Genomic DNA, 25,095 nt, shown 5'->3' with positions numbered 1-25,095 from the left:
CCGCGCTTGGGGCGCGCATCGCATGCGGGCAGCCCGGCATTGTAACGCCGGGCCGGCCGCATGCCGGCGTCGTCGGGGTGGGGCGGGCGGCCCGCGCTCAGCGGGCCGGCTCGTGGCCGAGCTTCAGGAAGCGGTAGTACACCGTTTCCGCGTTGAACACGGCGATCATGAAGCCCGCGCGGCCGTCGAGAAACCCGCGCCGCAGCACGTAGGTCCGCACGAACGCCCATGCGCCGCGCGCGAGCGCCTTGCCGAAGCCGCCGCGCTGGCCGGCCGCGCGGCGCTGGCGCGCGCCGGCCGTCGAATACGCATCGAGCTTGCGCACGACGGTTTCGAAATCCTCGTACGAATAGTGCATCAGCTTGCCCGCCAGCCGCTGCGCGGGCGTGTCGAACACGAGCCGTTCGTGCACCAGGTCGTCGGAGAAGCGTGCGGCGCCGCGCCGGAACAGGCGCGGCACCCAGTCCGGATACCAGCCGCTGTGGCGGATCCACTGGCCGCAGAAGCTCGACAGCCGGTCGAGCGCGTAGACTTGCGCGGCCGGCGCGCGGATGGCCGCACGGATCGACTGCGCGAGTTCGGGGCTGACCACCTCGTCGGTGTCGAGCGACAGGATCCAGTCGGTGTCGAGCGCGGCGAGCGCGCGGTTCTTCTGCGGGCCGAAGCCCGGCCAGTCGCGCTCGACGATCACGCGGGCGCCATGTGCACGGGCGATCGCGACGGTATCGTCGGTGCTGCCGCCGTCGATCACGACGATGTGGTCGGCGAAGGTCAGCGCGTCGAGGCACTGCGCGAGCCGCGCGGCCGCGTTGAGGGCGATGAGGGCGACGCCGAGGGTGGGTTCTGCCATGAAATCGTCGAAAAGGCGGAGAAAACGGTGAGCGGCAGTATACCCGCGCACCGGCCGGCGGCCGCTTCGGCAACGGCCGTGCCGGCGCGGGCGGTACAGCTATAATGTTGGGCCTTTTTCGGCAACCGCCGGACTGGGCGAATCCCGGGCAGCCATGCCCCGGGCGCCGCGTCGCGGCTCAAGAAGGATTGCCTTGGAAACCCAGAACACTCTTCGCAAACCGATGGACGGCACGGGCACGTCGCCGTTCACGGTTCTCAAGCGCCTGTGGCCGTACATCCGGCCGCTGATCGGCATCGTGGTGCTCGCCGTTGTCACGATGGGCGTCGTCGCGGCCACCGAAGCCGGAATTCCGGCGCTGCTCAAGCCGCTGCTCGACCACGGCTTCGGCTCGCACGGCAGCGACCGCGCGAAATGGTACGTGCCGATGGCCGTGATCGGCCTTGCGCTCGTGCGCGGCGTGTCGCAGTACGCATCGAATTACCTGCTCAACTACGTATCGAACCGCATCCTGCTGCAGCTGCGGCTCGAAATGTTCCAGCGGATGCTGCACACGGGCGCGTCGTTCTTCCAGCGCGAGACGGCGAGCACGGTGATCAACGCGATCGTGTTCGAGGTCAACCAGATCCTGGCGGTGCTGACCGGCGTGATGGTCACGCTCGTGCGCGACTCGCTGACCGTGATGTTCCTGCTCGGCTACCTGTTCTACCTGAACTGGCGGCTCACGCTGATCGTCGCGGTGATCCTGCCGGGCATCGGCTGGCTCGTCAGCAAGATCAACCGCCGCCTGCGCCGCCTGAACCGCGAGCACCAGACGCTGACCAACGAGCTGTCGTACATCGTCGAGGAGACGGTCGGCGGCTACAAGGTCGTCAAGGTGCACAACGGCGAGACGTACGAGATGGACCGCTTCACCGCGATGAGCAAGCGCCTGCGCGGCTACGCGATGCGCATGACGATCTCGGGCGGGCTCGCGCAACCGTTGACGCAGTTCCTCGCGTCGATCGCGCTCGCGGTCGTGATCACGATCGCGGTCGTGCAGTCGACCAACGATCAGACGACGGTCGGCGGCTTCGTCGCGTTCGTCACGTCGATGCTGCTGGTGATTTCGCCGCTCAAGCACCTGATCGACGTGAACCAGCCGCTGCAGCGCGGGATGACGGCCGCCGAGCTGATCTTCGGGCTGATCGACGAGCCGGGCGAGCCGCAGGGCGGCGGCCGTGCGCTGCCGCATGCGCGCGGCGAGATCGAGTTCCGCGGCGTGTCGTTCGACTACGGCGCCTCCGAGCGGCCGACGCTCGACCGCATTTCGTTCAAGGTCGCGCCGGGCGAAATGATCGCGCTCGCGGGGCCGTCGGGCAGCGGCAAGACGACCCTCGTGAACCTGCTGCCGCGCTTCTTCGATCCCACGGGCGGCGCGATCCTGGTCGACGGCGTGCCGGTGGCCGACTACGACCTCCACGCGCTGCGCGGCCAGATGGCGATGGTCAGCCAGGACGTCGTGCTGTTCAACGACACGATCGCCGCGAACGTCGCGTACGGCCAGACGCCCGATCGCGCACGCGTGCAGGCGGCACTCGAGGCGGCGAACCTGGCCGACGCGGTCGCCGCGATGCCCGACGGGCTCGACACGCTGGTCGGCGGCAACGGGATGCGTCTGTCGGGCGGCCAGCGGCAGCGGCTCGCGATCGCGCGCGCGATCTACAAGGACGCACCGATCCTGATCCTCGACGAGGCGACCTCCGCGCTCGATTCGGAATCCGAACGCCACGTGCAGGCCGCGCTCGAGCGGCTGATGGAAGGGCGCACGACGCTCGTGATCGCGCACCGGCTGTCGACGATCGAGCGTGCGGACCGGATCCTCGTGCTCGAAGCCGGCAAGATCGTCGAAGAGGGCAGCCACGAAGAACTGCTGCGCCACGGCGGGCTGTACGCGCACCTCCACCGGATCCAGTACCAGCAGCAGGCGGCGTGACGCCGGGTCACGTCGCCGGGTCACGTCGGTGTGCTAGTCTTGATCGGGCAGGCACCGTTGTTTCCGGTTCGACGTGACAACTCGGAGGGAAGAACAATGAAGAAGATGCACGGGACGATGCTGGCCGCGCTGATCGTGGCGGGTTTCGCGGCACCCGCGGCCATGGCGCAGGGTCATGGCAACGACGACAACCACGGCAATCATGGCATGCACCGCGGGCATGGCCCGAAGCACATGCCGCCCGGCCAGATGCGCCACGAGGACGACGTGCCGCCGCGCTGGGCCGACCAGCCGCATCGCGAGTGGCACAAGGGCGACCGGCTTCCCGGCGAATTCCGCGATCGCCAGTACGTGGTCGAGGACTGGCGCGGCTATCACCTGAGTGCGCCGCCGCGCGGCTATCAGTGGGTCGGCGTCGGCGGCGACTACCTGCTCGTGCAGATCGGTTCGGGCATCGTGCTGCGGGTCGGTCCGTAACGTTTCTTTCCCGATCGTTCATCCGGCTGCCGGGCGCGTTGCCCGGCGCCGCGTCACTTTGCCGCCGCCCGGCGGAACCAGCGTCGCTCGATCAGCGACATCGCCCAGCACACGGCCAGCGCGCACACGGTGCCGAGCGCCACTTCTCCGAGCCGCATCAGCGGAATGTCCCATAGCGGGCCGTTGCCCGGAAACAGCAGCACGATCGTCGCGGTCACGCCGCCGAGCCGCGCGGCGCTGCCGACGTTCAGGCACCAGCAGCTGACGATGGTGAGCGCGACCGCGAGCGCATAGGCGACGAGGCGGTCGCCGCCGAGCGCCGCGCCCGCGAAGCCGAGCAGGCCGCCGATCATCGCGCCGATGAACTGGTCGCGCGACAGCGACATCGTGTCCGAGTAGTTGTGCTGCGTGACGGCGATCGCGGTGACCGCCGCCCAGACGGCCTGTTCGGTGTGCAGCGCGCGGCCGATCGTGTATGCGAGGCACGCGCCGCAGACCGCCTGCAGCGCCATCAGCGCGCCCTGCGTGAGCCGTTCGCCGAAGGTCAGCCCCTTGAACAGATCGAAGATCGACTGCTGGATCTGCTGGCGGGCTTCGTTGAGTGTCCTGATCGTATCCATCGTGTCGTGCTAGGAAGCGGGGGCGTCAGTGCGCCTGTTCGGGCGACGCGTCGGCCGGCTCGCCGGCGGTCACGTCGCCGTTGTCGACGCGCGTTTCGGGCATCGCGAGCCACACCAGCAGCGCCGCGAGCGCGCCGGCCGCGGCGAGCCCGAAGAAGCTGGTCGTGTTGCCGAAGTGATCGGCGACATAGCCGGCGACGGCCGTGCTGAGCGTCGCGCCGATGCCCGCCGCAAGTCCAAATAGCCCGATGCACAGGTTGTAGCGGCCCTTGCCGCCCGCGACGTCGGCCGCGATCAGCGGCAGCATCACGCCGAACACGGCCGCGCTGATGCCGTCGAGCATCTGCACCGGCACGAGCAGGTACGGGCTGCTCACGCCGGCGAACAGCAGCGCGCGCACTGGTAGCGCGGAGAAGCCGAGCAGCAGGATCGGCCTTCGACCCCAGCGTTGCGACGAGCGGCCGACCCATGGCGACAGCATCGCGACGATCGCCTGCGGCACGATGATGCACGCGGCGATCACGAGCTGCACGTTCTCGCCCATCCCGGCCGTGACTTCGCCGGCCGCGAGGTTGAGCATCGCCGCGTTCGACAGGTGGAACAGCACGACGCACGACGCGAAGATCAGCATCCGGCGATCGCGCAGCAGCTCGAGCAGCGTCTCGCGATGCTCGCCTTCGTCGTGATCGTCGGGCTTCGACGACTGTGGAATCACTTCGTGCGTCGGCTGGATCATCGCGAGCGCGAACAGCGCGGGCAACGCCAGCACCGCGGTCAGCCAGAACACCGCACGCGCGGAGAAATACTCGCCGGTGAGCCCCATCAGGCCAGCCGCGACCGCGCTGCCGATCGACGCCCAGCGCGCGTTGCGGCCGAGCCGGTCGCCGAGATCGGCGCGGCCGACCAGCGAGAACGAGATCGCGGCCATCGCCGGCACGAGCATGCAGCTCGCGAAGCCGTGGAACACTTCGGCCGCGATCACCGGCACGATCGTCGGGCTCGACGCGAGCAGCACCGCGGACAGGATGATGGCCACGATCGCCCACGCGGCCGCGCCTTTCTTGTTCTTCAGCGCGTCGACGGCGGCGCCGCCCGGCACCTGGCTGACCATCGCGCTGATCGTGCCGATCGACAGCACCATGCCGATCTCGCCCTGCGTCCACTTGTGCGACGCGAGGTAGGACGCGATGAACGGACCGAACCCGGTTTGAACGTTTGCAACGAAAAAGTTGAGCCAGTCGAGGGACCGCAGACTACGTACGGTGACGGAATGCTTGATCGTCATCGGGTCGCACTCGCAGAGGAAGCCTGCGCCGGTGCCGGGGCAACGGGCGGGTAGACCGCGACGATCGGCTTGTCGGCCGCGTAGGGCGGCGCCGCCTTGATCTGTGCGTCGTTGAGATCGAGCTGCGGGCGCAGTGCCTTGTCACGCGTGACGAAGCGCAGCGCGCCCCAGCTCGCGGCGATCGAACGGCGGTCGGTATTGACGAGGCCGCCGAGGTCGAGCACGACGGCCTGCGGCTGCGCGGCGCGGTCGATCAGCACGTCGACGACGCGCCCGATCTTCGTGCCGTTCGGGCGCTCGACGTCGCTGTCGAGCAGCGGCAGTCGCGTGGCGGGCGACGCCGCGGCCGAACCCGACAGCGGCACGGCCTTCGGCCTCGCGGCAGGCGGCAGGTCGCCCGACGGCACGTCGAGCACGATCGGCTCCTGCTTGCCGCCCGGCGTGAAGCGGAACACGTTCCACGGGAAGATGACCTTGCGGTCGCCGATGCCCATGAAACCCTGCAGGTTGACGATCATCTCGCGCGGCTTGCCGCTCGCGTCGATCACCATGTCGACCGCGCGGCCGATCACCTTGCCGTTGCGGCGCGCGACTTCGCTGTCGAGCAGCGCATGGATCTGGGTGCGGTCGAGCGGGCGGGTCGCGACGAGCGGGGGCGGCGGCGGAGGCGGCGGGGCCGGCGGTTCGGCACGTTGCACCGGCTTCGGCCGCGGCACCTCGCGGTGCGGCTTTTTCGGCGCTTCCGGTTCCTCTGGGTGCGTCGGCGCAGGCACGGGCGGCATCGTCAGCGGCTCGCCGGCGGTTTCCCCGACGGGCTCGATGAGCGCCTCGCTGATCGGCGCGGGCGGATTCTGGGTCGGCAGCAGACCGCAGCCGGACAGCAGGGCGGCTGCGAGCACCAGGAAGACCGTCGACGACGGGAACGACATTCGGGATGCGGGAAACGGGAGTCCGCCGCTCATTGACACTCACTCCATGGGTCGGGGGCCGGGCCTCCAGGCGCGCGGCTGGCGATGGATGGCGGGTGCGGGCGGCGCACCTCGCGAGGTGAGAGTTTAACGTGTCTTCCTTTCAGGACCGATTTCTGCGCAGGATCGGGCGCGGAATGGCGGGGAAAGGGTAGCGATCGAACGCGGGGCGGGCGGCATCGGATGCGTAGAGGGGCCATAACGCACGCGGCGCCCGACCGTCGACGACGGTACGGGCGCCGCAGGGGGCTGCCGGCGTGACGTTACTTTTTGACCAGCGTGCCCAGCGTCGTCGTGACCGGCGCGAGCAGGCCGCCGCCGGTATTCGACAGCACGCCGGTGCCGCTGCCGCCCGTCAGGCCGCCGACCGCCGACGTGAGCGTACCGGCCGGTTTGCTGCCGCTCGTCGTGCCGCCGAGTGCGCCGGTCGACAGGAGCCCCGTCACCGGTGCGAGCGGATTCGTCGCGGCCGCGCCGCCGCCCAGCAGCGCCGTGCCGGCGGTGGCGACCGTGTTGCCGGTCGCGGTCACGACGTTGCCGACGCCCGTCGTGACCGGATTGTTGCCCGTCTTCGCGATCGTCGTGCCGGCGTTCGCGACGCCGCTGCCGACGGTCGTGACGAGGTTCGTCAGCGGCGCGCCGAGCGGCGTGCTGGCGGCGGCCGTCTGCGTGAGCGAGCCGACCGTCGTCGTGATCGGCGTGATCGCCGAGCTGGCCGCGCCCGTCACCTGCGCGACCGGGCCGGTCGACAGCTGCGTGCCGAGCGTCGCGCCGCCGCCCGCGATCGTGTTGCCGAGCATCGTCACGGCACCGCCGACGGGTGAGGTGACGGGCGCAAGCGGCGCCAGTGCGGAACCGCTGGCCCCCAGGCTCGACACGACACCGCCCGTCGCGGCGACGGCCAGGCCGAGATCCGTGACCACGCCGCCCGTGCTCGCGACCGTCGTGCCGACCGGATTCGACGACGCGCCGAGCTGGCCGAGGCCCGAGCCGAGGCCGGTGCCGAGCGTCGTGACGGCCGCGCCGACATCCTGCACGACGGCGCCGAGCCCCTGCGTGGTCGCGGGGTTCGTGCCGGGCAGCGTTTGGGACCCGATCGCCGTGCCGACGCCCGAGATGGCGCCGCCGCCGGCCGTCACGATGTTGCTCGACGCCGCGAGCGTCTGGCCGACGCCGTTGGCCGACGTGCCGCTTGCACCGTTGCCGGTGCCGTCGGTGCTGCCGGTTCCGCCGGTTCCACCGTTCGACGCCGACGTGCCGCTCGTACCGTTGGCGGTGCCGCCGGTCGACGCCGTCGTGTCGCCGGACCCCGACCCGGAGCCGCCGGTGCCCTTGCTCAGCGAGCCGGAGCCGCCGCACGCGGACAGCGACATCAGCGCCGCAACGCCTGCCGCGATCATGATCATTCGGAGTCCTGCTTGATGGGTGGTGGGCGCGTTCATGTCTTCCTCGTCTCGATTATGGAAATGGATCAGGCGGCCTTCGTGTGCGCCGACGTGCGGTCGCTGCGGAAGTGAAGCGGCGGGCGCGTCGTTGTTGTCTCCCTGATTGACCTGTCGCCGTGTCGCGTCTTCGCCTGAATCGGAATCCGGAGCGCTTGCAGGACGAGTCGTTTGCATTCTTTCGTCTTGCTTGCCGATCGTGCCGGAAATCACCGGATTCGTACGATCAGAGTAGGACCGTCTGCGCGAGCCGTCCTTTAATGATCGTTAAATTGAAGTAAGCGTCCGATTCACTGCCGGAATCGGGCTAATCACGATCGACACGGGGCGCGTCGTGTGATGGGTAGGCGAGGAGAAGGGCGGAAGGGAGGAGACGTGCGGGTGGAGCGGCGGCGCCGGCCCGGTCCGCCCGGACGGGGGCAGGCGCGGGCGCCGCGCGACGGGTGAAGCAAGCGGCGCGTCAGGCGTCCGGATACCACGCGTCGCTGAATTCGCTGACCTGGACGTCGGTCAGCTCCGGCCGTGCGGCCAGCCATGCACGCACGCTCTCGCGGTCGGCGTCGGTGGTCGTGCCGCGCGGCGCGCCGGAGATCACGTACGCGCCGATCCCTTCGTCGGCGGACGCGACGGTGAGCAGCCCGTTCGCTTCGACGAAATCGATGAACGAATCGATCAACTGGCCGCGCTCGAGGTCGGACAGCTCGTTGCGGTATTGCGCGGTCGCGTTGAACGCGAGTTCCTGGAATTCGGCGATGTGGAGTTTCTTGCGCTGGCGGCGGTTGTGGCGTTGGCTCATGGTGTGTGATGTACGTGAAAAGAAAAAGGGCGGCGGCGGGCGCTGGCGCGGCATGCGCAAGCGGCCCGGGCGGCCGCGTCGGGGCGCCGCGCGGCAAAGCCGGCGGCGGGCAGGCAGCGCGTCACATCAGCACGATATCGTACTGCTCCTGGCTCAGGTTCGACTCGACCTGCAGCGACACCGGCTTGCCGATGAAGTCGATCAGCATCGCGAGATGCTGGGACTCCTCGTCGAGGAACAGGTCGATCACCTGCTGCGCGGCGATCACGCGGAATTCGCGCGGATTGAACTGGCGCGACTCGCGCAGGATCTCGCGCAGGATGTCGTAGCACACGGTGCGCGACGTCTTCACCTGGCCCTTGCCCTGGCAGGTCGGGCACGGCTCGCACAGCACGTGCGCGAGCGATTCGCGCGTGCGCTTGCGCGTCATCTCGACGAGCCCGAGCTGCGAGAAGCCGTTGACCGTCACGCGCGTGCGGTCGCGCGACAGTGCCTTCTTCAGCTCCGACAGCACCGCGTCGCGATGCTCGGCGTTCTCCATGTCGATGAAGTCGATGATGATGATCCCGCCGAGATTGCGCAGCCGCAATTGCCGCGCGATCGTGTGCGCGGCCTCGAGGTTGGTCTTGAAGATCGTGTCGTCGAAGTTGCGTGCGCCGACGTAGCCGCCGGTGTTCACGTCGATCGTCGTCATCGCCTCGGTCTGGTCGATCATCAGGTAGCCGCCCGACTTCAGGTCGACGCGGCGCGACAGCGCGCGCTGGATCTCCGTCTCGATGTTGTACAGGTCGAACAGCGGCCGCTCGCCGGTGTAGTGATGCAGCTTCGGACTCACCGCCGGCGTGAACTCGTCCGCGAATTCCGCGAGGCGCTGGTACGTCTCGCGCGAATCGACCTGGATGCGCGTCGTGTCGTCGTTCGAGAAATCGCGCAGCACGCGCTGCGCGAGGTCGAGATCCTGGTACAGCAGGCTCGTGGCCGGCAGCCGCTGCGCCTGCGCGACGATCGTCGCCCAGGTCTTGCGCAGGTACGTGACGTCGCCGGCCAGCTCCTCGGAGGTCGCATCCTCGGCGATCGTGCGCACGATGTAGCCGCCTTTCTCGTCCGGCGGGATCACGGCGGTCAGGCGTGCGCGCACGGCCTCGCGCTCGGCTTCGCTCTCGATCTTCTGCGAGATGCCGATGTGCGGCTCCTGCGGCAGATACACGAGCGTGCGGCCCGCGATGCTGACCTGCGTCGACAGTCGCGCGCCCTTCGTGCCGATCGGATCCTTGATCACCTGGACCATCAGCGTCTGGCCTTCGAACACGATCTTCTCGATCGGCTGGTGCGGCGCGCCCGACTGCGGCTCGCCGGCGAGGCGCGGATGCCAGATGTCCGCGACGTGCAGGAACGCCGCGCGCTCCAGGCCGATGTCGATGAACGCCGACTGCATGCCGGGCAGCACGCGCACGACCTTGCCGAGGTAGATGTTGCCGACCCGCCCGCGCGACAGCGTGCGCTCGACGTGAAGCTCCTGCACCGCGCCTTGCTGGACGAGTGCGACCCGTGTTTCCTGGGGCGTGAGGTTGATCAGGATTTCTTCGTTCATGGTGGGATTCAGAAGGCGACGCGCGCGGTGCGGAGCAACGCGGCAGTCTCAAAAAGGGGCAGACCCATGATACCCGAATGGGAACCGTCGATTCGCTCGATGAATTCGGCGGCGCGCCCCTGGATCGCATACGCGCCCGCCTTGCCGAACGGCTCGCCGGTTTCGACGTAGCGCGCGAAGGCGTCGCGCGGTGCAGCCGAAAAGCGCACCGACGAGCGCGACAGCGCGGGCGGCAGCAGTTCGCCGTCGGCGCCAATCACGGCAACCGCGGTCAGCACCTCGTGTTCGCGGCCCGCGAGGCGGGTGAGCATCGCGAGCGCGTCGTCGGCATCGGCCGGCTTGCCGAGGATCGCGCCGTCGATCGTCACCGTCGTATCGGCGACGAGCACCGGCGCGGCCGGCTTGCCGCTCGCGACGAGGCGTGCACGCGCGGCCTCGGCCTTCGCGACGGTGACGCGCCGCACGTACGCGTCGGGGGCTTCGCCGGGCAGTTCGACTTCGAGCGCCTCGGCGTCCTCGTCGGCGCGCGGCAGCAGCAGCTCGAAGCGCACGCCGATCTGCTGCAGCAATTCCTGGCGGCGTGGGCTTTGTGAAGCGAGGTAAAGGAGCGGGAAAAGGGCGGAGGACGTGCTGGACGGCATGGTGTCGTTATCTCGGTGAGCGCGCGCGGCGCGCGTCCGAGGACGGCACGTCATGCGCGATGATAGGGATGATTCTGCGTGATGCTCCACGCCCGGTAAAGCTGTTCGGCAAGCAGCACGCGTACCATCCCGTGCGGCAGCGTCATGCTCGAGATGCGCAGCAGCACGTCGGCGCGCGCTTTCAGTTCCGGATCGAGCCCGTCGGCGCCGCCGATCACGAACGCGACGTCACGGCCGTCCTGCTGCCAGGCGGGCAGTGCCTGCGCGAGCTGCATGGTGGTCCAGTCGCGGCCGCGCTCGTCGAGCGCGACGATGCGCGCGCCCTTCGGCAGCGCGGCCTCGATCTTCTGCCGCTCGGCCGCCATCACGCTTTCCGCGCTGCGGCCGCCCGAACGCAGTTCGGGCTTGATCTCGCGCAGCTCGATGCGCAGCTCGGGCGGCATCCGCTTCGTGTATTCGTCGAAGCCGGACGCGATCCAGCCGGGCATCTTGTGGCCGACCGCGAGGATGAAAAGCTTCATCGGGACGACTCGCTGCGGCTCAGCGGCGGCGGGCCGCCGTCTTGCGCGCCGGGCGTGCGGGCGCTTCTTCGTCTTCGTCCTCGCCTTCGCTGGCCGTCGCGAAACCGTCCTTGCCGCCGCCGAGCTTCATCCGCACGGGCTTGTCGCCCCAGATTTCCTCGAGGTTGTAATACTGGCGCAGCGCCGGTTGCAGGATGTGCACGACGGCGTCGCCACAGTCGACCAGCACCCATTCGCCAGTGTCTTCGCCCTCGGAGCTGACGATGTCGCCGCCGGCTTCCTTGACCTTGTCGCGCACGCTCGACGCGAGTGCCTTGGTCTGGCGGTTCGACGTGCCCGACGCGACGATCACGCGGTCGAACAGTTCGGTCAGGTGGCTGGTGTTGAACACCTTGATGTCTTGCGCCTTGATGTCTTCGAGAGCGTCGACGATCACGCGCTGCAGTTTGCGGATATCCATGGAATCAGGAATGGTAGAGACGATGTTGAAGAATATAGGCCCAGACGGCGGCCGGCACATGCTCGGCCGACGCATCGGGCATTTGCGCGTGACGCGCGATGCATTCGCGCAGATGCGCGCGGATGTCGGTTGCGGCGATATCGAACGCCAGCGTCGTGTCGATCAGCAGGTGGCCGGCCGGCGTCGCTTTCAGCACGTCGGCGCCGGCCTGCCGCCGCGCGATTTCCTGCGTGACGGCCGGTGACGCCGCGCCGAGGTCGAAACCCGGGCGCGTCGACGCGCACACGTGCGCGTAGTCGAACAGCTTGCGCCAGTCGCGCCAGGTGTCGAGCCGAACCAGCTGGTCGGCGCCGATCAGCAGCGACAGCGATGCATCGGGGCCGATCCGCTCGCGCCAGCGCGCGAGCGTCTCGACCGTATAGGTTGGCCCGGCATGCTCGATCTCGTCGGTCGCGACGGTGACCGTCACGCCGGGCAGGTGCAGCGAGCCGGCAGCGGCGCGCGTCATCGCGAGCCGATGCTCGGCGGCCGACACGTCGCGCTTCTGGTACGGCTGCCCGGCCGGCAGCAGCGCGAGCTCGGTCAGGCCGAGCACGTCGGCGAACCGGCGCGCGAGCGCGAGGTGGCCGTCGTGGATCGGGTCGAACGTGCCGCCCAGCAGGCCGATGCGACGTAACGGCGGGTGCGGCTGCGGGGCGGGGCGGGCGGTGGTGTCCAGAAAAACGTGTCCTGTTCTTGGGGCGGCGGGGCGCGGCGGGCTCACACCCAGTCGCGCGGCACGAGAAACTCGCTCAGGCGCGCTTCCGGCGAGCCCGGCTCGGGCTGCCAGTTGTAGCGCCAGTTCGCGACCGGCGGCATCGACATCAGGATCGATTCGGTCCGGCCGCCGCTTTGCAGGCCGAACAGCGTGCCGCGGTCGAACACGAGGTTGAATTCGACGTAGCGGCCGCGCCGGTAAGCCTGGAAGTCGCGCTCGCGCTCGCCGTACGGCAGCGTGGCGCGGCGTTCGACGATCGGCAGGTACGCGTTCAGGAACGCGTCGCCGACACTTTGCATCATCTCAAACGAGCGTTCGAATCCGGGCTCGGAGAAATCGTCGAAGAAGATCCCGCCGATGCCGCGCGTCTCGTTGCGGTGCTTCAGGAAGAAATACTCGTCGCACCAGGTCTTGAAGCGCGGGTAGAGCTCGGCGCCGAACGGATCGAGCGCGTCCTTGCAGACCTGGTGGAAATGCCGCGCGTCGTCCTCGAACGGATAAACCGGTGTCAGATCCATGCCGCCGCCGAACCAGAAGATCGGCGCCTCGCCCGGCTTCGTCGCGATCAGCATCCGCACGTTCATGTGCACGGTCGGGCAGTATGGGTTGCGCGGGTGCAGCACGAGCGACACACCGAGCGCCTCGAAGCCGCGGCCGGCCAGCTGCGGGCGCGCGGCGCTCGCCGACGGCGGCAGCGCGTCGCCCGCGACGTCGGAAAAACCGATCCCCGCGCGCTCGAACACGCGGCCGCCTTCGAGAATCCGCGTACAGCCGCCGCCGCGCAGCCGCTCTTCAGGGCCGCGCTGCCATGCGTCGGTCGCAAGCGGCGTGCCGTCGAGCGCGCCGAGCGCGTCGGCGATGCGAGTCTGCAGGCCCTGGAGGTACGTGCGCACGCGTGGCACGTCGTAGGTGGAATCGGTCATGTCTGGACTGGATGCCCTCGCGCGAAGCGGGGGCCGTAAAAAAGGCCACTGCCGGGCATTCTATCGAACCCCGGCAGAGGGGCCTGCGCGGGCAGGCCGTCAGTGCGTCACGCGCTCTTGCGGTTCAGTGCACGAAAGCCGATGTCGCGCCGGTACTGCATGCCTTCGAAATTGATCTGGTTGATCGTGTCGTATGCATGCTGCTGCGCTTCGCGCACCGAATCGGCGAGGCCGACCACGCACAGCACGCGGCCGCCCGACGTGACGAGCTTGTCGCCTTCGGCGAGCGTCGTGCCTGCATGGAACGTCACGGCCTGGGCTGTCTCGGCCGGGATCCCGTTGATGCGGTCGCCCTTGCGCGGCGCGTCCGGATAGCCGTGCGCGGCCAGCACGACGCCGAGCGCGGTGCGGCGATCCCAGTCGAGCTCGACCGAATCGAGCGTGCCCGCGATCGCCTGTTCGACGACCTTCGAGAAATCGCTCTTCAGGCGCGCCATGATCGGCTGCGTCTCGGGGTCGCCCATCCGGCAGTTGAACTCGAGCGTGCGCGGATTGCCTTCCTTGTCGATCATCAGGCCCGCATACAGGAAGCCCGTGAAGCGGATGCCGTCCTTCTCCATCCCGCGTACCGTCGGCATGATGATTTCGCGCATCACGCGGGCGTGCATCTGCGGCGTGACGATCGGCGCAGGCGAATAGGCGCCCATGCCGCCCGTGTTCGGGCCGCGATCCTCGTCCAGCAGGCGCTTGTGGTCCTGGCTCGATGCCAGTGCCAGCGCGTGCTTGCCGTCGACCATCACGATGAAGCTCGCTTCCTCGCCGTCGAGGAATTCCTCGATCACGACGCGCGCGCCGGCGTCGCCCAGCTTGTTGCCCGACAGCATCATGTCGACCGCGGCGTGCGCTTCTTCCAGCGTCATCGCGACGACGACACCCTTGCCGGCCGCGAGGCCGTCGGCCTTCACGACGATCGGCGCACCCTTCGTGTCGATGTACGCGTGCGCGGCGGCGGCGTCGGAGAAGGTTTCGTAGTCGGCGGTCGGGATGCCGTGACGCTTCATGAACGCCTTCGCGAAATCCTTCGAGCTTTCGAGCTGCGCGGCTTCGCGGGTCGGGCCGAACACCTTCAGGCCGCGGGCGCGGAACAGGTTGACGATGCCGGCCGCGAGCGGCGCTTCCGGCCCGACGAGCGTGAACGCGACGCCTTCGCTCTCCGCGAAATCGGCCAGCGCGTCGAGCGACGTGATGTCGACGTTTTTCAGACGCTCGTCTTGCGCCGTGCCGCCATTGCCGGGCGCGACGTAGACCATCTGGACGCGCGGCGATTGCGCGAGCTTCCACGCGAGCGCATGTTCGCGGCCGCCTGAACCGACGACGAGTAGTTTCATGGGATTCCCCGCAGACTAGAAAACAGGGCGGCCGGCACGCTCAGGCGCGCCGGCCGCGAAATCGGTCGGGCCGCCGCCGTGACAGTGTGCACGGCGGCCGGCATCTCATTCCTCGACGATGACGGCGTTCGTATACACCTCCTGCACGTCGTCGAGGTTCTCGAGCGCGTCCAGGAGCTTCTGCATCTTCGCCGCATCGTCGCCGGTGAATTCGACTTCGTTCTGCGGCTTCATCGTCACTTCGGCGAGTTCGGCCTTGAAGCCCGCGGCTTCGAGCGCGTCCTTCACCGCCGAGAACGCCTGCCAGTCGCACAGCACCTCGATCGAGCCGTCGTCGTTCGTGCTGACGTCGTCCGCGCCGGCTTCGAGCGCCGCTTCCATCAGCGCGTCTTCCGACGTGCCGGGCGCGAACAGGAACTGGCCGACGTGATCGAACATGAACGCGACCGAACCGTCGGTGCCCATGTTGCCGCCGAACTTCGAGAACGCGTGGCGCACTTCCGCGACCGTGCGGGTGCGGTTGTCGGTCAGCGTGTCGACGATGATGGCCGCGCCGCTGATGCCGTAGCCTTCGTAACGGATTTCTTCGTAGTTCGCGCCGTCCGCGCCGCCGACGCCGCGGTCGATCGCGCGCTTGACGTTGTCCTTCGGCATGTTCGCGTCGGCCGCCTTGTCGACCGCGAGACGCAGACGCGGGTTCGAGTTCGCGTCACCGCCGCCGAGGCGCGCCGCGACCTGGATTTCCTTGATCAGGCGGGTCCAGATCTTGCCGCGCTTCGCGTCGGCCGCTGCCTTCTTGTGCTTGATGTTGGCCCATTTCGAATGACCAGCCATACCTTTCTCCGTGCCCGGGCGCGCTGCGCGGGCGATTGTGCCAATGTGTCGTTGAATCGGCGGCCGTGTCGGCGGGCGTGATGCCGCGGGGCCGCGCGTGTCGAGTAGAACGTGATTTTATCACGCGGCGACCGTCGCTTCGGGGCCGCCGCGCATGGCCGAACGGCCGGTGCGGGCCGTCGCCGCGCACCGGCCGCTCAGCCCGGCCGCGGCGCGTCAGTTCTTGGTGCCGAACAGGCGGTCGCCCGCGTCGCCCAGGCCCGGCACGATGTACGCGTGCTCGTTCAGGTGCGAGTCGAGCGACGCGACGAACAGTTTCACGTCCGGGTGCGCGTCCTGGAACACCTGCACGCCTTCGGGCGCGGCGACCAGCGCGACGAACATGATGTTCGCGGCCGGCACGTTGCGGCGCTTGAGCACGTCGACCGCGTGCACGGCCGAGTAGCCGGTCGCGACCATTGGGTCGCACAGGATGAAGATGCGGTCTTCGAGGTCCGGCAGGCGCACCAGGTATTCGACCGGGCGGTGATCTTCCGCGCGGTACACGCCGATGTGGCCGACCCGCGCGGACGGGACCAGGTCGAGCAGGCCGTCCGACATCCCGATGCCCGCGCGCAGCACGGGCACGATCGCCAGCTTCTTGCCCGCGATCACCGGTGCGTCGACCGCGACGAGCGGGGTTTCGACCCGCTTGGTCGTGATTGGCAGGTTGCGGGTGATCTCGTAGCCCATCAGCAGCGTGATTTCGCGCAGCAGCTCGCGGAACGTGCGCGTCGACGTGTCCTTGTCGCGCATGTGCGTGAGCTTGTGCTGGATCAGCGGGTGATCGGTGATGAAGAGATTCGGGAAACGGCTGTCCTGTTTCATGACGGGGGCGCCTTGACGGCAAAAGGGGATCGGGGGCGGCGGCGGGCGCAAGCCGGCTGCCGCTCATGGCCGCAATTTTACCAAGGCGCGCCGCGCAATCCGGATATTATCGACGTCTCACGACAATCCGCGCGTCATGCCAGCCCGTTCGCGACCGTTCGCCCGTCCGGCGATGCGGCCGGGGCCGGGCCGCGCCGGCGCGCGTCGCCATAAAGGAATCGACGATGGATCTCGGTATCGCAGGAAAGACCGCCCTCGTGTGCGCGGCGAGCAAGGGCCTCGGGCGCGGCTGCGCGGAAGCGCTGGCCGCCGAGGGCGTGAATCTCGTGATCGTCGCGCGCACGCGCGACACGCTGGAGGAAACCGCCGAGGAGATCCGCGCCGCGTCGAACGTGTCGGTCACCGCCGTCGCGTGCGACATCACGACGCCCGACGGGCGCGCGGCTGCGCTCGCCGCCTGCCCGCAGCCGGACATTCTCGTGAACAATGCGGGCGGCCCGCCGCCTGGCGACTTCCGCGATTTCTCGCACGACGACTGGATCCGCGCGCTCGAGGCGAACATGCTGACGCCGATCGAGCTGATCCGCGCGACCGTCGACGGGATGATCGGGCGCGGCTTCGGCCGGATCGTCAATATCACGAGTTCGGCGGTGAAGGCGCCGATCGACGTGCTCGCGCTGTCGAACGGCGCGCGCTCGGGGCTGACCGGCTTCGTCGCGGGGCTGTCGCGCAAGGTCGCCGGCCAGGGCGTGACCATCAACAACCTGCTGCCGGGGCTGTTCGACACCGACCGGATCGCGACGACGCTCGCCGCGTCGGCGAAGGCGCAGGGCGTGACGGTCGACGAACTGCGCGCGCGGCGCGCGAAGGAGATCCCGGCCGGGCGCCTCGGCACGCGCGCCGAATTCGGCGCCGCGTGCGCGTTCCTCTGCAGCGTGCATGCCGGCTATATCACCGGGCAGAACTGGCTGCTCGACGGCGGCGCGTATCCGGGCACGTTCTGACGCGCGCACCGCCATTCAAAAGACGACAACCATCGAACCACGAAGGAACCGGAGATGAGCAAACCCCGCATCGCATTGATTGCGCACGACGCGAAGAAGGACGACATCGTCGCGCTCACGGGCCAGTTCCGCGAGACGCTCGCGCAATGCCGGCTGGTCGCGACGGGCACGACGGGCGGCCGCATCGCCGCCGCGCACGGGCTCGAGGTCGAGCGCAAGCTGTCGGGGCCGCTCGGCGGCGACCTGCAGATCGGTGCGGAGCTGGCCGACGGCCGCGTCGACATCGTCGTGTTCCTGCGCGACCCGATGACCGCGCAGCCGCACGATCCGGACATCACCGCGCTGGTGCGCGCGTGCGACGTGCACGACGTGCCGGTCGCGACCAACGTCGCGACCGCGCGGATGCTGCTCGACGATCTCGCGCGGAACATGCAGGACGTCTGCTAGCAGATTGTTGAAAAACGCCTCGCTTTGACGGTCGAGGTTTTGTTTGAATGGGCTCGTATGCGATTGCTCGGGGAGTTCCGGACGGATCGTGCCGAGTGCCCCGCCGTCGAGCGGGCCGGCCGGTGCGCTGCCCACAACGGCCAGGTGCGGGCGCTTCATCGCGCCACTCCTGGCGGCCCCGCAGCCGGTATTCGGGCCATTCGAGTCTGGTTGCTCGCCGGCATCTTCAGCTCGAGGTGCTGGTCGACTCGCGCAAGCGCGCGGTTCCGCGCGCGAGGGGTTTGCCTACGGTGAATTGCTCGTTCCTGCGAACGACAGAAGGGATTTAATTCCTTGTAGCAGTCCGCACAGGAAAGACTGATCCAGCCCGCAATGCCCCGTAACGCATGCTCCATCGGGTGGTATCGGCTGAAAACGCCAGTCTCCAGTGATTGCGCCTCGATCAAGTGTGTGTAGTATCAGTCCAAACCCCGGCTCAACGCCTGTCAACTCCGCACGTTGTCCGGATTGAAGCTGCGTTTGCATGGATTGAACCTGTTGCTGAAATTGTCGCAGCTCGCCGGGCATGACACTCCATTGCCCTTCCGCCTGAATACCTGGCGCCGTCACTTTTATTTGCACATCGATCCATTCGAGATACGGGCCTCCCGGTTCCTCGCGTCGCGCAGCCACCGGCTCGATTTGAAGCCGAAAGTCATCTGTATCAATGGTTAGCATGTTTCAATAGTACATAAAGTGAAGAATTGTCCCGCCCCGACACAGGGGCGATGCGGCACCGGTGAGTCGTCGCGTGCCGGGCGGAACGGGAAACCTCACCGGCCGGGTTCCGCCATCGTGAACAGGACGGCAATTCATCCACTCTGCAGGCCATGAATTCGAATGTGACGAAGTGTTGCCGATGCCATTCATGTTGCACCGCGTGAGGAAAAAACGACGACGATTCATTTGACGCCGTGCCATCCGTCGGCATCCGCGGTCGATGCCGGTCCGTTTCCCGCGAAAACCCTGTCCCCGTGAAGGGATTGCGATGACGTGCTGCATGGCCACGTGCAACGCGCGAGAATCGCGCATTGCGACCCGCGTCCGCAGTCATCGCCGTTCGGTCGGCGTCGATGTGGTCGCCAGACCCGATTTCCAGACAAACAAGGAGCGAAACGATGCCGAAAGCAATCCGATACGACCAGCCCGGCGGCCCGGACGTGATGAAGTGGGTCGATGTCGAGGTCGGCGCGCCGAAGGCGGGCGAAGTCCGCATCCGGCAGCAGGCGGTCGGGCTCAATTACATCGACGTGTATTTCCGCACGGGCCTCTATCCGCAGCCGCTGCCCGGCGGTCTCGGGATGGAGGCGGCGGGCGAGGTGACGGCCGTCGGCGACGGCGTGACCGCCTTCAAGGCGGGCGATCGCGTCGCATACGTCGGGCAGCCGCCGGGCGCGTATGCGCAGGAGCGCGTGATGCCGGCGGAGCGGCTCGTGAAGCTGCCGGACGGCATCAGCGATGACGACGCGGCCTCGGTGATGCTGCAGGGGTTGACCGCGCACTACCTGCTGCGCCGCACATACCCGGTGAAGGCCGGCGACACGATCCTGATCCATGCGGCGGCCGGCGGCGTCGGCCTGCTCGTGTGCCAGTGGGCGAAGGCGCTCGGCGCGACCGTGATCGGGACGGTCGGCTCCGACGAGAAGGCCGCGCTCGCGAAGGCGCACGGCTGCGATCATCCGATCGTCTACACGCGCGAGAACTTCACGCAGCGCGTGAAGGAGATCACGAACGGCGCGGGCGTGCCGGTCGTCTACGATTCGATCGGCAAGGACACCTACATCGGTTCGCTCGACTGCCTCGCGCCGCTCGGCTACTTCGTCAGCTTCGGCAATGCATCCGGCCCGCTGCCGGCGATCGACTCGAAGGAGTTCTCGTCGCGCGGCTCGCTGTTCTTCACGCGGCCGACGCTGTTCTCGTACATCGCGAAGCGCGCCGATCTCGAAGCCGCGGCCGCCGAGCTGTTCGACGTGATCCTGACGGGCAAGGTGAAGACGAGTATCAACCAGCGCTATCCGCTCGCGGAAGTCGGCCGCGCGCATGCCGACCTCGAGTCGCGCAAGACGACCGGCTCGACGATCCTCATTCCCTGACCCGTCCGTCGTGCCGGCACCCCGCCGGCACGCGCCCTTGCGGGCGGCGCCGGCCACCGCCCGTCCTGTCTGCTCTCCCGCCCGCCGCAACCGCCCGCCGTCCTCCGCCGCACGCGTTTACGCGTTTTTTACACCCGCCCGATCACCTTTGACCCGTCCTTTACGCGCGTTCCCATAAGGTTCGAGTCGTCAGATTTCGACGACGGAGAACACAAAAATGGATGGGGTTTTCATCGGTGCACTGGTGCTGTTCACCGCGCTGATCCTCGGTTTGCTTGCCGGTTGCGAGAAGCTCGTGCAATACGGTCGCGGGGGGCGGGCATGACCTGGATGCTTTGGCTGGCGGGCGCGTCGACGGCCCTGCTGTTCGCGTATCTCGTCTTTGCGCTGCTGCGCGCGGAGGACATCGAATGAACGCGAACAACCTGTTGCAGATACTGCTGTTCATCGTCGTGCTGCTCGCGGCGGCCGTACCCGTCGCGCGCTACCTGAGCCGCGTGATGGACGGCAGCTCGCGCGTCGTGCGCGTGTTCGGGCCGCTCGAGCGGGTGCTGTACCGCATCGCCGGCGTCGACGCCGGCACCGAAATGAACTGGAAGCAATACGCGATCGCGACGATCGCGTTCAACGCGCTCGGCGTGCTGTTCCTTTACGGGCTGCTGCGCCTGCAGGGCTTGCTGCCCGGCAACCCGCAGCAGTTCGGCGCGATGACGCCCGACGGTGCGTTCAACACGGCCGTCAGCTTCGTCACCAACACGAACTGGCAGGACTACACGCCCGAGCAGACGGTCGGCTACCTGACGCAGATGCTCGGCCTGACCGTGCAGAACTTCCTGTCGGCGGCGACCGGCATCGTCGTCGTGATCGCGCTGATCCGCGGCTTCGCGCGCCACACCGCGCAGACGATCGGCAACTTCTGGGTCGACCTCACGCGCGTGACGCTGTACGTGCTCGTGCCGATGGCCGCGCTCGTCGCGGCGCTGCTGATGAGCCAGGGCGTGATCCAGAACATGAAGGCGTACCAGGACGTACCGGTGCTGCAGGCGAGCACGTACGCGGCGCCGAAGCTCGACGCGCAGGGCAGCCCGGTGAAGGACGACAAGGGCAACCCGGTGACGGTGCCGACCCCGCTCGTCAAGCAGACGCTCGCGATGGGCCCGGTCGCGTCGCAGGAAGCGATCAAGATGCTCGGCACCAATGGCGGCGGCTTCTTCAATGCGAATTCGTCGCACCCGTACGAGAACCCGACGCCGTTCGCGAACTTCCTGCAGATCTTCTCGATCCTGATCATCCCGGCCGCGCTGTGCCTGGTGTTCGGCCGCATGATCGGCGACCGCCGGCAGGGCATCGCGGTGCTCGCGGCGATGACGGTCGCGTTCGCGGTCGCGGTCGGCGTCGAGGTGAGCGCCGAGCAGGGCGGCACCCCGACGTTCGCCGCGCTTCACGTCGACCAGTCGGCCGGCGCGCTGCAGCCGGGCGGCAACATGGAAGGCAAGGAAACGCGCTTCGGGATCGCGCAGACCGGCATCTTCACGGTCGCGACGACGGCCGCGTCGTGCGGCGCGGTCGACACGATGCACGATTCGCTGACGCCGCTCGGCGGCCTCGTCCCAATGCTGCTGATGCAGCTCGGCGAGGTGGTCTACGGCGGTGTCGGTTCGGGCCTCTACGGAATGCTCGTGTTCGCGCTGCTCGCGGTGTTCGTCGCCGGCCTGATGATCGGTCGCACGCCCGAATACGTCGGCAAGAAGATCGAGTCGTACGAGATGAAGATGGTGTCGATCGTCGTGCTGCTGACGCCGCTGCTCGTGCTGGTCGGCACGTCGATCGCGGTGCTGGCCGACGCAGGCAAGGCCGGCATCGCGAACCCGGGCCCGCACGGCTTCTCGGAAATCCTGTACGCGTTCAGCTCGGCCGCGAACAACAACGGCAGCGCGTTCGCGGGACTGACGGTCGGCACGCCGTTCTACAACTGGATGACCGCGATCGCGATGTGGTTCGGCCGTTTCGGCACGATCGTGCCGGTGCTGGCGATCGCCGGCTCGCTCGCCGCGAAGAAGCGCATCGCGGTGACGAGCGGCACGCTGCCGACGCACGGTCCGCTGTTCGTCGTGCTGCTGCTGGGCACCGTGCTGCTGGTGGGCGCGCTGACCTACGTGCCGGCGCTCGCGCTCGGCCCGGGCGTCGAGCATCTGATGATGTGGCTGGGCGCGTAACGCGCGAGCGCATCGCGACACGTTGAAACGACTGAAGAGATTGAAGAGATCGCAATGACTCAACATTCCGCAACACGGTCCATGTTCGATCCGGCGCTGCTGCGTCCGGCGATCGTGGACTCGTTCAAGAAACTCACGCCGCGCACGCAGTTCCGCAACCCGGTGATGTTCTGCGTGTACGTCGGCAGCATCCTGACCACGATCCTGTGGATCGCGGCGCTCGCCGGCCAGGCCGAGGCGCCGGCCGGCTTCATCCTCGCGATCGCGCTGTGGCTGTGGTTCACCGTGCTGTTCGCGAACTTCGCCGAAGCGCTCGCCGAAGGGCGTTCGAAGGCGCAGGCCGCATCGCTGCGCAGCGCGAAGAAGGATGTGCTGGCGAAGAAGCTGAACGAGCCGCATCCGAAGTCGCCGATCCGCATCACGACCGCGTCCGACCTGCGCCGCGGCGACGTCGTGCTGGTCGAGGCCGGCGACGTGATCCCGGCCGACGGCGAGGTGATCGACGGCGTCGCGTCGGTCGACGAATCGGCGATCACCGGCGAATCCGCACCGGTGATCCGCGAGTCGGGCGGCGACTTCTCGTCGGTGACGGGCGGCACGCGCGTGCTGTCCGACTGGATCGTCGTGAAAGTCACCGCGAACCCGGGCGAGGCGTTCCTCGACCGGATGATCGCGATGGTCGAAGGCGCAAAGCGCAAGAAGACGCCGAACGAGGTCGCGCTGACGATCCTGCTCGTCGCGCTGACGATCGTGATGCTGCTCGCGACTGCGACGCTGCTGCCGTTCTCGATGTTCTCGGTCGAAGCGATGAAGGCCGGTCACGTGGTGACGATCACCGCGCTCGTCGCGCTGCTGGTGTGCCTGATTCCGACGACGATCGGCGGCCTGCTGTCCGCGATCGGCGTGGCGGGGATGAGCCGGATGATGCAGGCGAACGTGATCGCGACGTCGGGCCGCGCGGTGGAAGCGGCCGGCGACGTCGACGTGCTGCTGCTCGACAAGACCGGCACGATTACCCTCGGCAACCGCCAGGCGTCGATGTTCGTGCCGGCGCCGGGCGTGACCGAGGAAGCGCTGGCCGACGCCGCGCAGCTGTCGTCGCTCGCCGACGAAACGCCGGAAGGGCGCAGCATCGTCGTGCTGGCCAAGGAGCGCTTCAACATCCGCCAGCGCGACATGGCGCAACTGCACGCGACGTTCCTCGGCTTTTCCGCGCAGACGCGCATGAGCGGCGTCGATCTGTTCCCCGAGGGGACCCCCGCCGGCGCGCCCGGTCGCGAGATCCGCAAGGGCGCGGCCGACGCGATTCGCCGCTACGTCGAGACACACGGCGGCCGCTTCCCGGAAGAAGTGCGCCGCGCGGTCGACGACGTCGCGCGCCGCGGCAGCACGCCGCTCGTCGTGGCCGACCTGCATGACGGCGTGGCGCGCGTGCTCGGCGTGATCGAGCTGAAGGACATCGTGAAGGGCGGCATCAAGGAGCGCTTCGCGGAACTGCGCAAGATGGGCATCAAGACCGTGATGGTGACGGGCGACAACCGGTTGACCGCCGCGGCGATCGCGGCGGAGGCGGGCGTCGACGATTTCCTCGCGGAAGCGACGCCGGAAACCAAGCTCGCGACGATCCGCGAGCACCAGACGGCCGGCCGGCTCGTCGCGATGACGGGCGACGGCACCAACGACGCGCCGGCGCTCGCGCAGGCCGACGTGGCCGTGGCGATGAACACCGGCACGCAGGCGGCGAAGGAAGCCGGCAACATGGTCGACCTCGATTCGAACCCGACGAAGCTGATCGAGATCGTCGAGATCGGCAAGCAGATGCTGATGACGCGCGGCTCGCTGACGACCTTCTCGATCGCGAACGACATCGCGAAGTACTTCGCGATCATCCCGGCCGCGTTCGTGACGACGTACCCGCAGCTGCGCGTGCTCGACATCATGCACTTGAGCTCGCCGGCATCCGCGATCCTGTCGGCGGTGATCTTCAACGCGCTGATCATCGTCGCGCTGATCCCGCTCGCGCTGAAGGGCGTCCCCTACCGGCCGCTCGGCGCCGCGTCGCTGCTGCGCCGCAACCTGCTGGTGTACGGCCTCGGCGGCCTGCTGCTGCCGTTCCCGTTCATCAAGCTGATCGACATGACGCTCGCCGCGCTCGGCTGGGCCTGATGCGCCGTACCTGAAGGAACCATCATGAAAACGTTGATTCGCCCGCTCGTCGTGATCTTTGTCGTACTGACCGTCGTGACGGGGCTCGCTTACCCGGCCGTGATGACCGTGTTCGGGCAGGCCGTGTTCCCGTCGCAGGCGAACGGCAGCCTGATCGAGAAGGACGGCCGTGCAGTCGGCTCCGCGCTGATCGGCCAGCCGTTCGACGCGCCGAAGTACTTCTGGGGCCGGCTGTCGGCTACCTCGCCGATGCCGTACAACGCGAGCGGCTCCGGCGGCTCGAACCTCGGCCCGCTCAATCCGTCGCTCGCCGAGCAGGTGAAGGCGCGCATCGCCGCGCTGCGCGACGCGGGCACCGACCTGTCGAAGCCCGTGCCGGTCGATCTCGTGACGGCCTCGGCGAGCGGCCTCGATCCGGAGATCACGCCGGCCGCCGCCGCATACCAGGTCGAGCGCGTCGCGAAGGCGCGCAATCTGACCGCCGACACGGTCGCGCAGCTCGTCGCCGCGAACACGGCGGGCCGCCAGTTCGGCGTGCTCGGCGAGCCGCGCGTGAACGTGCTGAAGCTGAATCTCGCGCTCGACGCGGCGCAGGCCGTGCACTGAAAGTGGACGCGGGCTTCCCGGCGCGGCGTGCGGCGCGCCGGGTCCGATTTTTCCGACGGCGCTTGCGCCGTCTTTGCCTTTTGCGGCGATTTGGAACAACAATGCCGATACTCGCGCGCCATCCGGCGC

Annotated in this window: 24 protein-coding genes; 9 read left to right on the top strand and 15 right to left on the bottom strand. The window is 68.3% G+C overall.

The features are described from left to right. Window positions 1-97: 97 nt before the first annotated feature. Window positions 98-850 carry a glycosyltransferase family 2 protein gene (locus tag FFI87_RS11970; RefSeq protein ID WP_012364356.1) on the bottom strand — a complete coding sequence of 251 codons (753 nt, stop codon included), beginning with the start codon at window positions 848-850 and terminating at the stop codon, window positions 98-100. Window positions 851-1,073: 223 nt separating this feature from the next. Here FFI87_RS11970 and msbA point away from each other — a divergent pair, with 223 nt between their 5' ends. Both msbA and FFI87_RS11960 read left to right on the top strand, forming a co-directional pair. Next, entirely contained in the window at window positions 1,074-2,825 is a 1,752-nt protein-coding gene (gene msbA, locus FFI87_RS11965) for a lipid A export permease/ATP-binding protein MsbA (RefSeq protein ID WP_006752229.1), read from the top strand. Window positions 2,826-2,921: 96 nt separating this feature from the next. Then, entirely contained in the window at window positions 2,922-3,302 is a 381-nt protein-coding gene (locus tag FFI87_RS11960) for an RcnB family protein (RefSeq protein ID WP_006752228.1), read from the top strand. A 53-nt stretch (window positions 3,303-3,355) separates the two neighbouring features. Here the strand turns inward: FFI87_RS11960 and FFI87_RS11955 are convergent, their stop codons facing one another. The 14 genes from FFI87_RS11955 to upp all read right to left on the bottom strand — a co-directional run bounded on the left by FFI87_RS11955 (window position 3,356) and on the right by upp (window position 16,395). After that, the gene (locus FFI87_RS11955) at window positions 3,356-3,922 is read right to left on the bottom strand and encodes an FUSC family protein (protein WP_011657529.1); all 567 of its coding nucleotides are present in this window, start codon (window positions 3,920-3,922) and stop codon (window positions 3,356-3,358) included. A 25-nt stretch (window positions 3,923-3,947) separates the two neighbouring features. Continuing rightward, a complete protein-coding gene (locus FFI87_RS11950) occupies window positions 3,948-5,207 on the bottom strand; it encodes an MFS transporter (RefSeq protein ID WP_105830725.1) in 1,260 nt (419 codons plus the stop codon). Continuing rightward, complete coding sequence (locus tag FFI87_RS11945) at window positions 5,204-6,169, bottom strand: PRC-barrel domain-containing protein (protein ID WP_138847390.1); 966 nt, start codon at window positions 6,167-6,169, stop codon at window positions 5,204-5,206. Before FFI87_RS11945 ends, FFI87_RS11950 begins: the two co-directional genes overlap by 4 nt. A gap of 269 nt (window positions 6,170-6,438) precedes the next feature. Continuing rightward, window positions 6,439-7,617 carry a collagen-like triple helix repeat-containing protein gene (locus FFI87_RS11940; RefSeq protein WP_138847391.1) on the bottom strand — a complete coding sequence of 393 codons (1,179 nt, stop codon included), beginning with the start codon at window positions 7,615-7,617 and terminating at the stop codon, window positions 6,439-6,441. Between the two features lie 460 nt (window positions 7,618-8,077). Next, on the bottom strand, window positions 8,078-8,413 hold the full coding sequence (locus FFI87_RS11935; RefSeq protein ID WP_006752222.1) for a YggL family protein: 336 nt from the start codon (window positions 8,411-8,413) through the stop codon (window positions 8,078-8,080). 121 nt (window positions 8,414-8,534) lie between these two features. Then, a complete protein-coding gene (rng, locus tag FFI87_RS11930; protein WP_006752221.1) occupies window positions 8,535-10,004 on the bottom strand; it encodes a ribonuclease G in 1,470 nt (489 codons plus the stop codon). Window positions 10,005-10,012: 8 nt separating this feature from the next. Then, window positions 10,013-10,645 carry a Maf family protein gene (locus FFI87_RS11925; protein WP_012364349.1) on the bottom strand — a complete coding sequence of 211 codons (633 nt, stop codon included), beginning with the start codon at window positions 10,643-10,645 and terminating at the stop codon, window positions 10,013-10,015. 50 nt (window positions 10,646-10,695) lie between these two features. Beyond that, entirely contained in the window at window positions 10,696-11,166 is a 471-nt protein-coding gene (gene rlmH, locus FFI87_RS11920; RefSeq protein ID WP_006761054.1) for a 23S rRNA (pseudouridine(1915)-N(3))-methyltransferase RlmH, read from the bottom strand. Window positions 11,167-11,185: 19 nt separating this feature from the next. Continuing rightward, a complete protein-coding gene (gene rsfS / locus FFI87_RS11915; RefSeq protein ID WP_105786950.1) occupies window positions 11,186-11,626 on the bottom strand; it encodes a ribosome silencing factor in 441 nt (146 codons plus the stop codon). Between the two features lie 4 nt (window positions 11,627-11,630). Continuing rightward, entirely contained in the window at window positions 11,631-12,389 is a 759-nt protein-coding gene (locus FFI87_RS11910) for a nicotinate-nucleotide adenylyltransferase (RefSeq protein WP_012364347.1), read from the bottom strand. Then, on the bottom strand, window positions 12,386-13,306 hold the full coding sequence (gene hemF / locus FFI87_RS11905; protein WP_138847393.1) for an oxygen-dependent coproporphyrinogen oxidase: 921 nt from the start codon (window positions 13,304-13,306) through the stop codon (window positions 12,386-12,388). The genes FFI87_RS11910 and hemF overlap by 4 nt, the downstream gene beginning before the upstream one ends. A gap of 107 nt (window positions 13,307-13,413) precedes the next feature. Beyond that, complete coding sequence (purD, locus tag FFI87_RS11900) at window positions 13,414-14,694, bottom strand: phosphoribosylamine--glycine ligase (protein ID WP_012364345.1); 1,281 nt, start codon at window positions 14,692-14,694, stop codon at window positions 13,414-13,416. Between the two features lie 105 nt (window positions 14,695-14,799). Then, a complete protein-coding gene (locus FFI87_RS11895; protein ID WP_006752214.1) occupies window positions 14,800-15,528 on the bottom strand; it encodes a YebC/PmpR family DNA-binding transcriptional regulator in 729 nt (242 codons plus the stop codon). Between the two features lie 216 nt (window positions 15,529-15,744). Then, window positions 15,745-16,395 carry a uracil phosphoribosyltransferase gene (gene upp, locus FFI87_RS11890; protein WP_006478229.1) on the bottom strand — a complete coding sequence of 217 codons (651 nt, stop codon included), beginning with the start codon at window positions 16,393-16,395 and terminating at the stop codon, window positions 15,745-15,747. Window positions 16,396-16,619: 224 nt separating this feature from the next. On the opposite strand from upp, the gene FFI87_RS11885 reads away from it, so the two are divergent. From FFI87_RS11885 to kdpC, 7 genes are all read left to right on the top strand, one after another. Continuing rightward, the gene (locus tag FFI87_RS11885) at window positions 16,620-17,399 is read left to right on the top strand and encodes an SDR family oxidoreductase (RefSeq protein ID WP_011657516.1); all 780 of its coding nucleotides are present in this window, start codon (window positions 16,620-16,622) and stop codon (window positions 17,397-17,399) included. A gap of 54 nt (window positions 17,400-17,453) precedes the next feature. Continuing rightward, entirely contained in the window at window positions 17,454-17,846 is a 393-nt protein-coding gene (locus FFI87_RS11880) for a methylglyoxal synthase (protein ID WP_006752212.1), read from the top strand. 1,157 nt (window positions 17,847-19,003) lie between these two features. Beyond that, window positions 19,004-19,978 carry a quinone oxidoreductase family protein gene (locus FFI87_RS11875; protein WP_011657515.1) on the top strand — a complete coding sequence of 325 codons (975 nt, stop codon included), beginning with the start codon at window positions 19,004-19,006 and terminating at the stop codon, window positions 19,976-19,978. 321 nt (window positions 19,979-20,299) lie between these two features. Beyond that, window positions 20,300-20,392, top strand: coding sequence for a K(+)-transporting ATPase subunit F (gene kdpF / locus FFI87_RS11870; protein WP_006752209.1), 93 nt, complete (start codon window positions 20,300-20,302; stop codon window positions 20,390-20,392). After that, entirely contained in the window at window positions 20,389-22,194 is a 1,806-nt protein-coding gene (gene kdpA, locus FFI87_RS11865; protein WP_138847394.1) for a potassium-transporting ATPase subunit KdpA, read from the top strand. The genes kdpF and kdpA overlap by 4 nt, the downstream gene beginning before the upstream one ends. A 54-nt stretch (window positions 22,195-22,248) precedes the next feature. Continuing rightward, window positions 22,249-24,360, top strand: coding sequence for a potassium-transporting ATPase subunit KdpB (gene kdpB / locus FFI87_RS11860; protein ID WP_138847395.1), 2,112 nt, complete (start codon window positions 22,249-22,251; stop codon window positions 24,358-24,360). Between the two features lie 24 nt (window positions 24,361-24,384). Further along, window positions 24,385-24,966, top strand: a complete 582-nt coding sequence (kdpC, locus tag FFI87_RS11855) for a potassium-transporting ATPase subunit KdpC (RefSeq protein ID WP_138847396.1) — start codon at window positions 24,385-24,387, stop codon at window positions 24,964-24,966. The last annotated feature ends 129 nt before the right edge of the window (window positions 24,967-25,095 follow it).

Origin of the sequence: Burkholderia sp. KBS0801 (assembly GCF_005937855.2) — a bacterium.
Lineage (GTDB): Bacteria > Pseudomonadota > Gammaproteobacteria > Burkholderiales > Burkholderiaceae > Burkholderia > Burkholderia ambifaria.
Note: the sequence above shows the minus strand (reverse complement) of the source record. Positions and strands in the feature narration are given on the sequence as shown.

Excerpts from the sequence above, each read along its gene's own strand:
- FFI87_RS11925 (WP_012364349.1), bottom strand. The coding sequence starts at position 10,645 with ATGCCGTCCAGCACGTCCTCCGCCCTTTTCCCGCTCCTTTACCTCGCT.
- FFI87_RS11875 (WP_011657515.1), top strand. The coding sequence starts at position 19,004 with ATGCCGAAAGCAATCCGATACGACCAGCCCGGCGGCCCGGACGTGATG.
- rsfS (WP_105786950.1), bottom strand. The coding sequence starts at position 11,626 with ATGGATATCCGCAAACTGCAGCGCGTGATCGTCGACGCTCTCGAAGAC.
- FFI87_RS11960 (WP_006752228.1), top strand. The coding sequence starts at position 2,922 with ATGAAGAAGATGCACGGGACGATGCTGGCCGCGCTGATCGTGGCGGGT.
- FFI87_RS11950 (WP_105830725.1), bottom strand. The coding sequence starts at position 5,207 with ATGACGATCAAGCATTCCGTCACCGTACGTAGTCTGCGGTCCCTCGAC.
- rlmH (WP_006761054.1), bottom strand. The coding sequence starts at position 11,166 with ATGAAGCTTTTCATCCTCGCGGTCGGCCACAAGATGCCCGGCTGGATC.
- FFI87_RS11955 (WP_011657529.1), bottom strand. The coding sequence starts at position 3,922 with ATGGATACGATCAGGACACTCAACGAAGCCCGCCAGCAGATCCAGCAG.
- FFI87_RS11945 (WP_138847390.1), bottom strand. The coding sequence starts at position 6,169 with ATGAGCGGCGGACTCCCGTTTCCCGCATCCCGAATGTCGTTCCCGTCG.
- kdpB (WP_138847395.1), top strand. The coding sequence starts at position 22,249 with ATGACTCAACATTCCGCAACACGGTCCATGTTCGATCCGGCGCTGCTG.
- FFI87_RS11895 (WP_006752214.1), bottom strand. The coding sequence starts at position 15,528 with ATGGCTGGTCATTCGAAATGGGCCAACATCAAGCACAAGAAGGCAGCG.
- kdpC (WP_138847396.1), top strand. The coding sequence starts at position 24,385 with ATGAAAACGTTGATTCGCCCGCTCGTCGTGATCTTTGTCGTACTGACC.
- FFI87_RS11885 (WP_011657516.1), top strand. The coding sequence starts at position 16,620 with ATGGATCTCGGTATCGCAGGAAAGACCGCCCTCGTGTGCGCGGCGAGC.
- FFI87_RS11935 (WP_006752222.1), bottom strand. The coding sequence starts at position 8,413 with ATGAGCCAACGCCACAACCGCCGCCAGCGCAAGAAACTCCACATCGCC.
- FFI87_RS11940 (WP_138847391.1), bottom strand. The coding sequence starts at position 7,617 with ATGAACGCGCCCACCACCCATCAAGCAGGACTCCGAATGATCATGATC.
- upp (WP_006478229.1), bottom strand. The coding sequence starts at position 16,395 with ATGAAACAGGACAGCCGTTTCCCGAATCTCTTCATCACCGATCACCCG.
- kdpA (WP_138847394.1), top strand. The coding sequence starts at position 20,389 with ATGAACGCGAACAACCTGTTGCAGATACTGCTGTTCATCGTCGTGCTG.
- FFI87_RS11880 (WP_006752212.1), top strand. The coding sequence starts at position 17,454 with ATGAGCAAACCCCGCATCGCATTGATTGCGCACGACGCGAAGAAGGAC.
- rng (WP_006752221.1), bottom strand. The coding sequence starts at position 10,004 with ATGAACGAAGAAATCCTGATCAACCTCACGCCCCAGGAAACACGGGTC.
- msbA (WP_006752229.1), top strand. The coding sequence starts at position 1,074 with ATGGACGGCACGGGCACGTCGCCGTTCACGGTTCTCAAGCGCCTGTGG.
- hemF (WP_138847393.1), bottom strand. The coding sequence starts at position 13,306 with ATGACCGATTCCACCTACGACGTGCCACGCGTGCGCACGTACCTCCAG.
- kdpF (WP_006752209.1), top strand. The coding sequence starts at position 20,300 with ATGACCTGGATGCTTTGGCTGGCGGGCGCGTCGACGGCCCTGCTGTTC.
- FFI87_RS11970 (WP_012364356.1), bottom strand. The coding sequence starts at position 850 with ATGGCAGAACCCACCCTCGGCGTCGCCCTCATCGCCCTCAACGCGGCC.
- purD (WP_012364345.1), bottom strand. The coding sequence starts at position 14,694 with ATGAAACTACTCGTCGTCGGTTCAGGCGGCCGCGAACATGCGCTCGCG.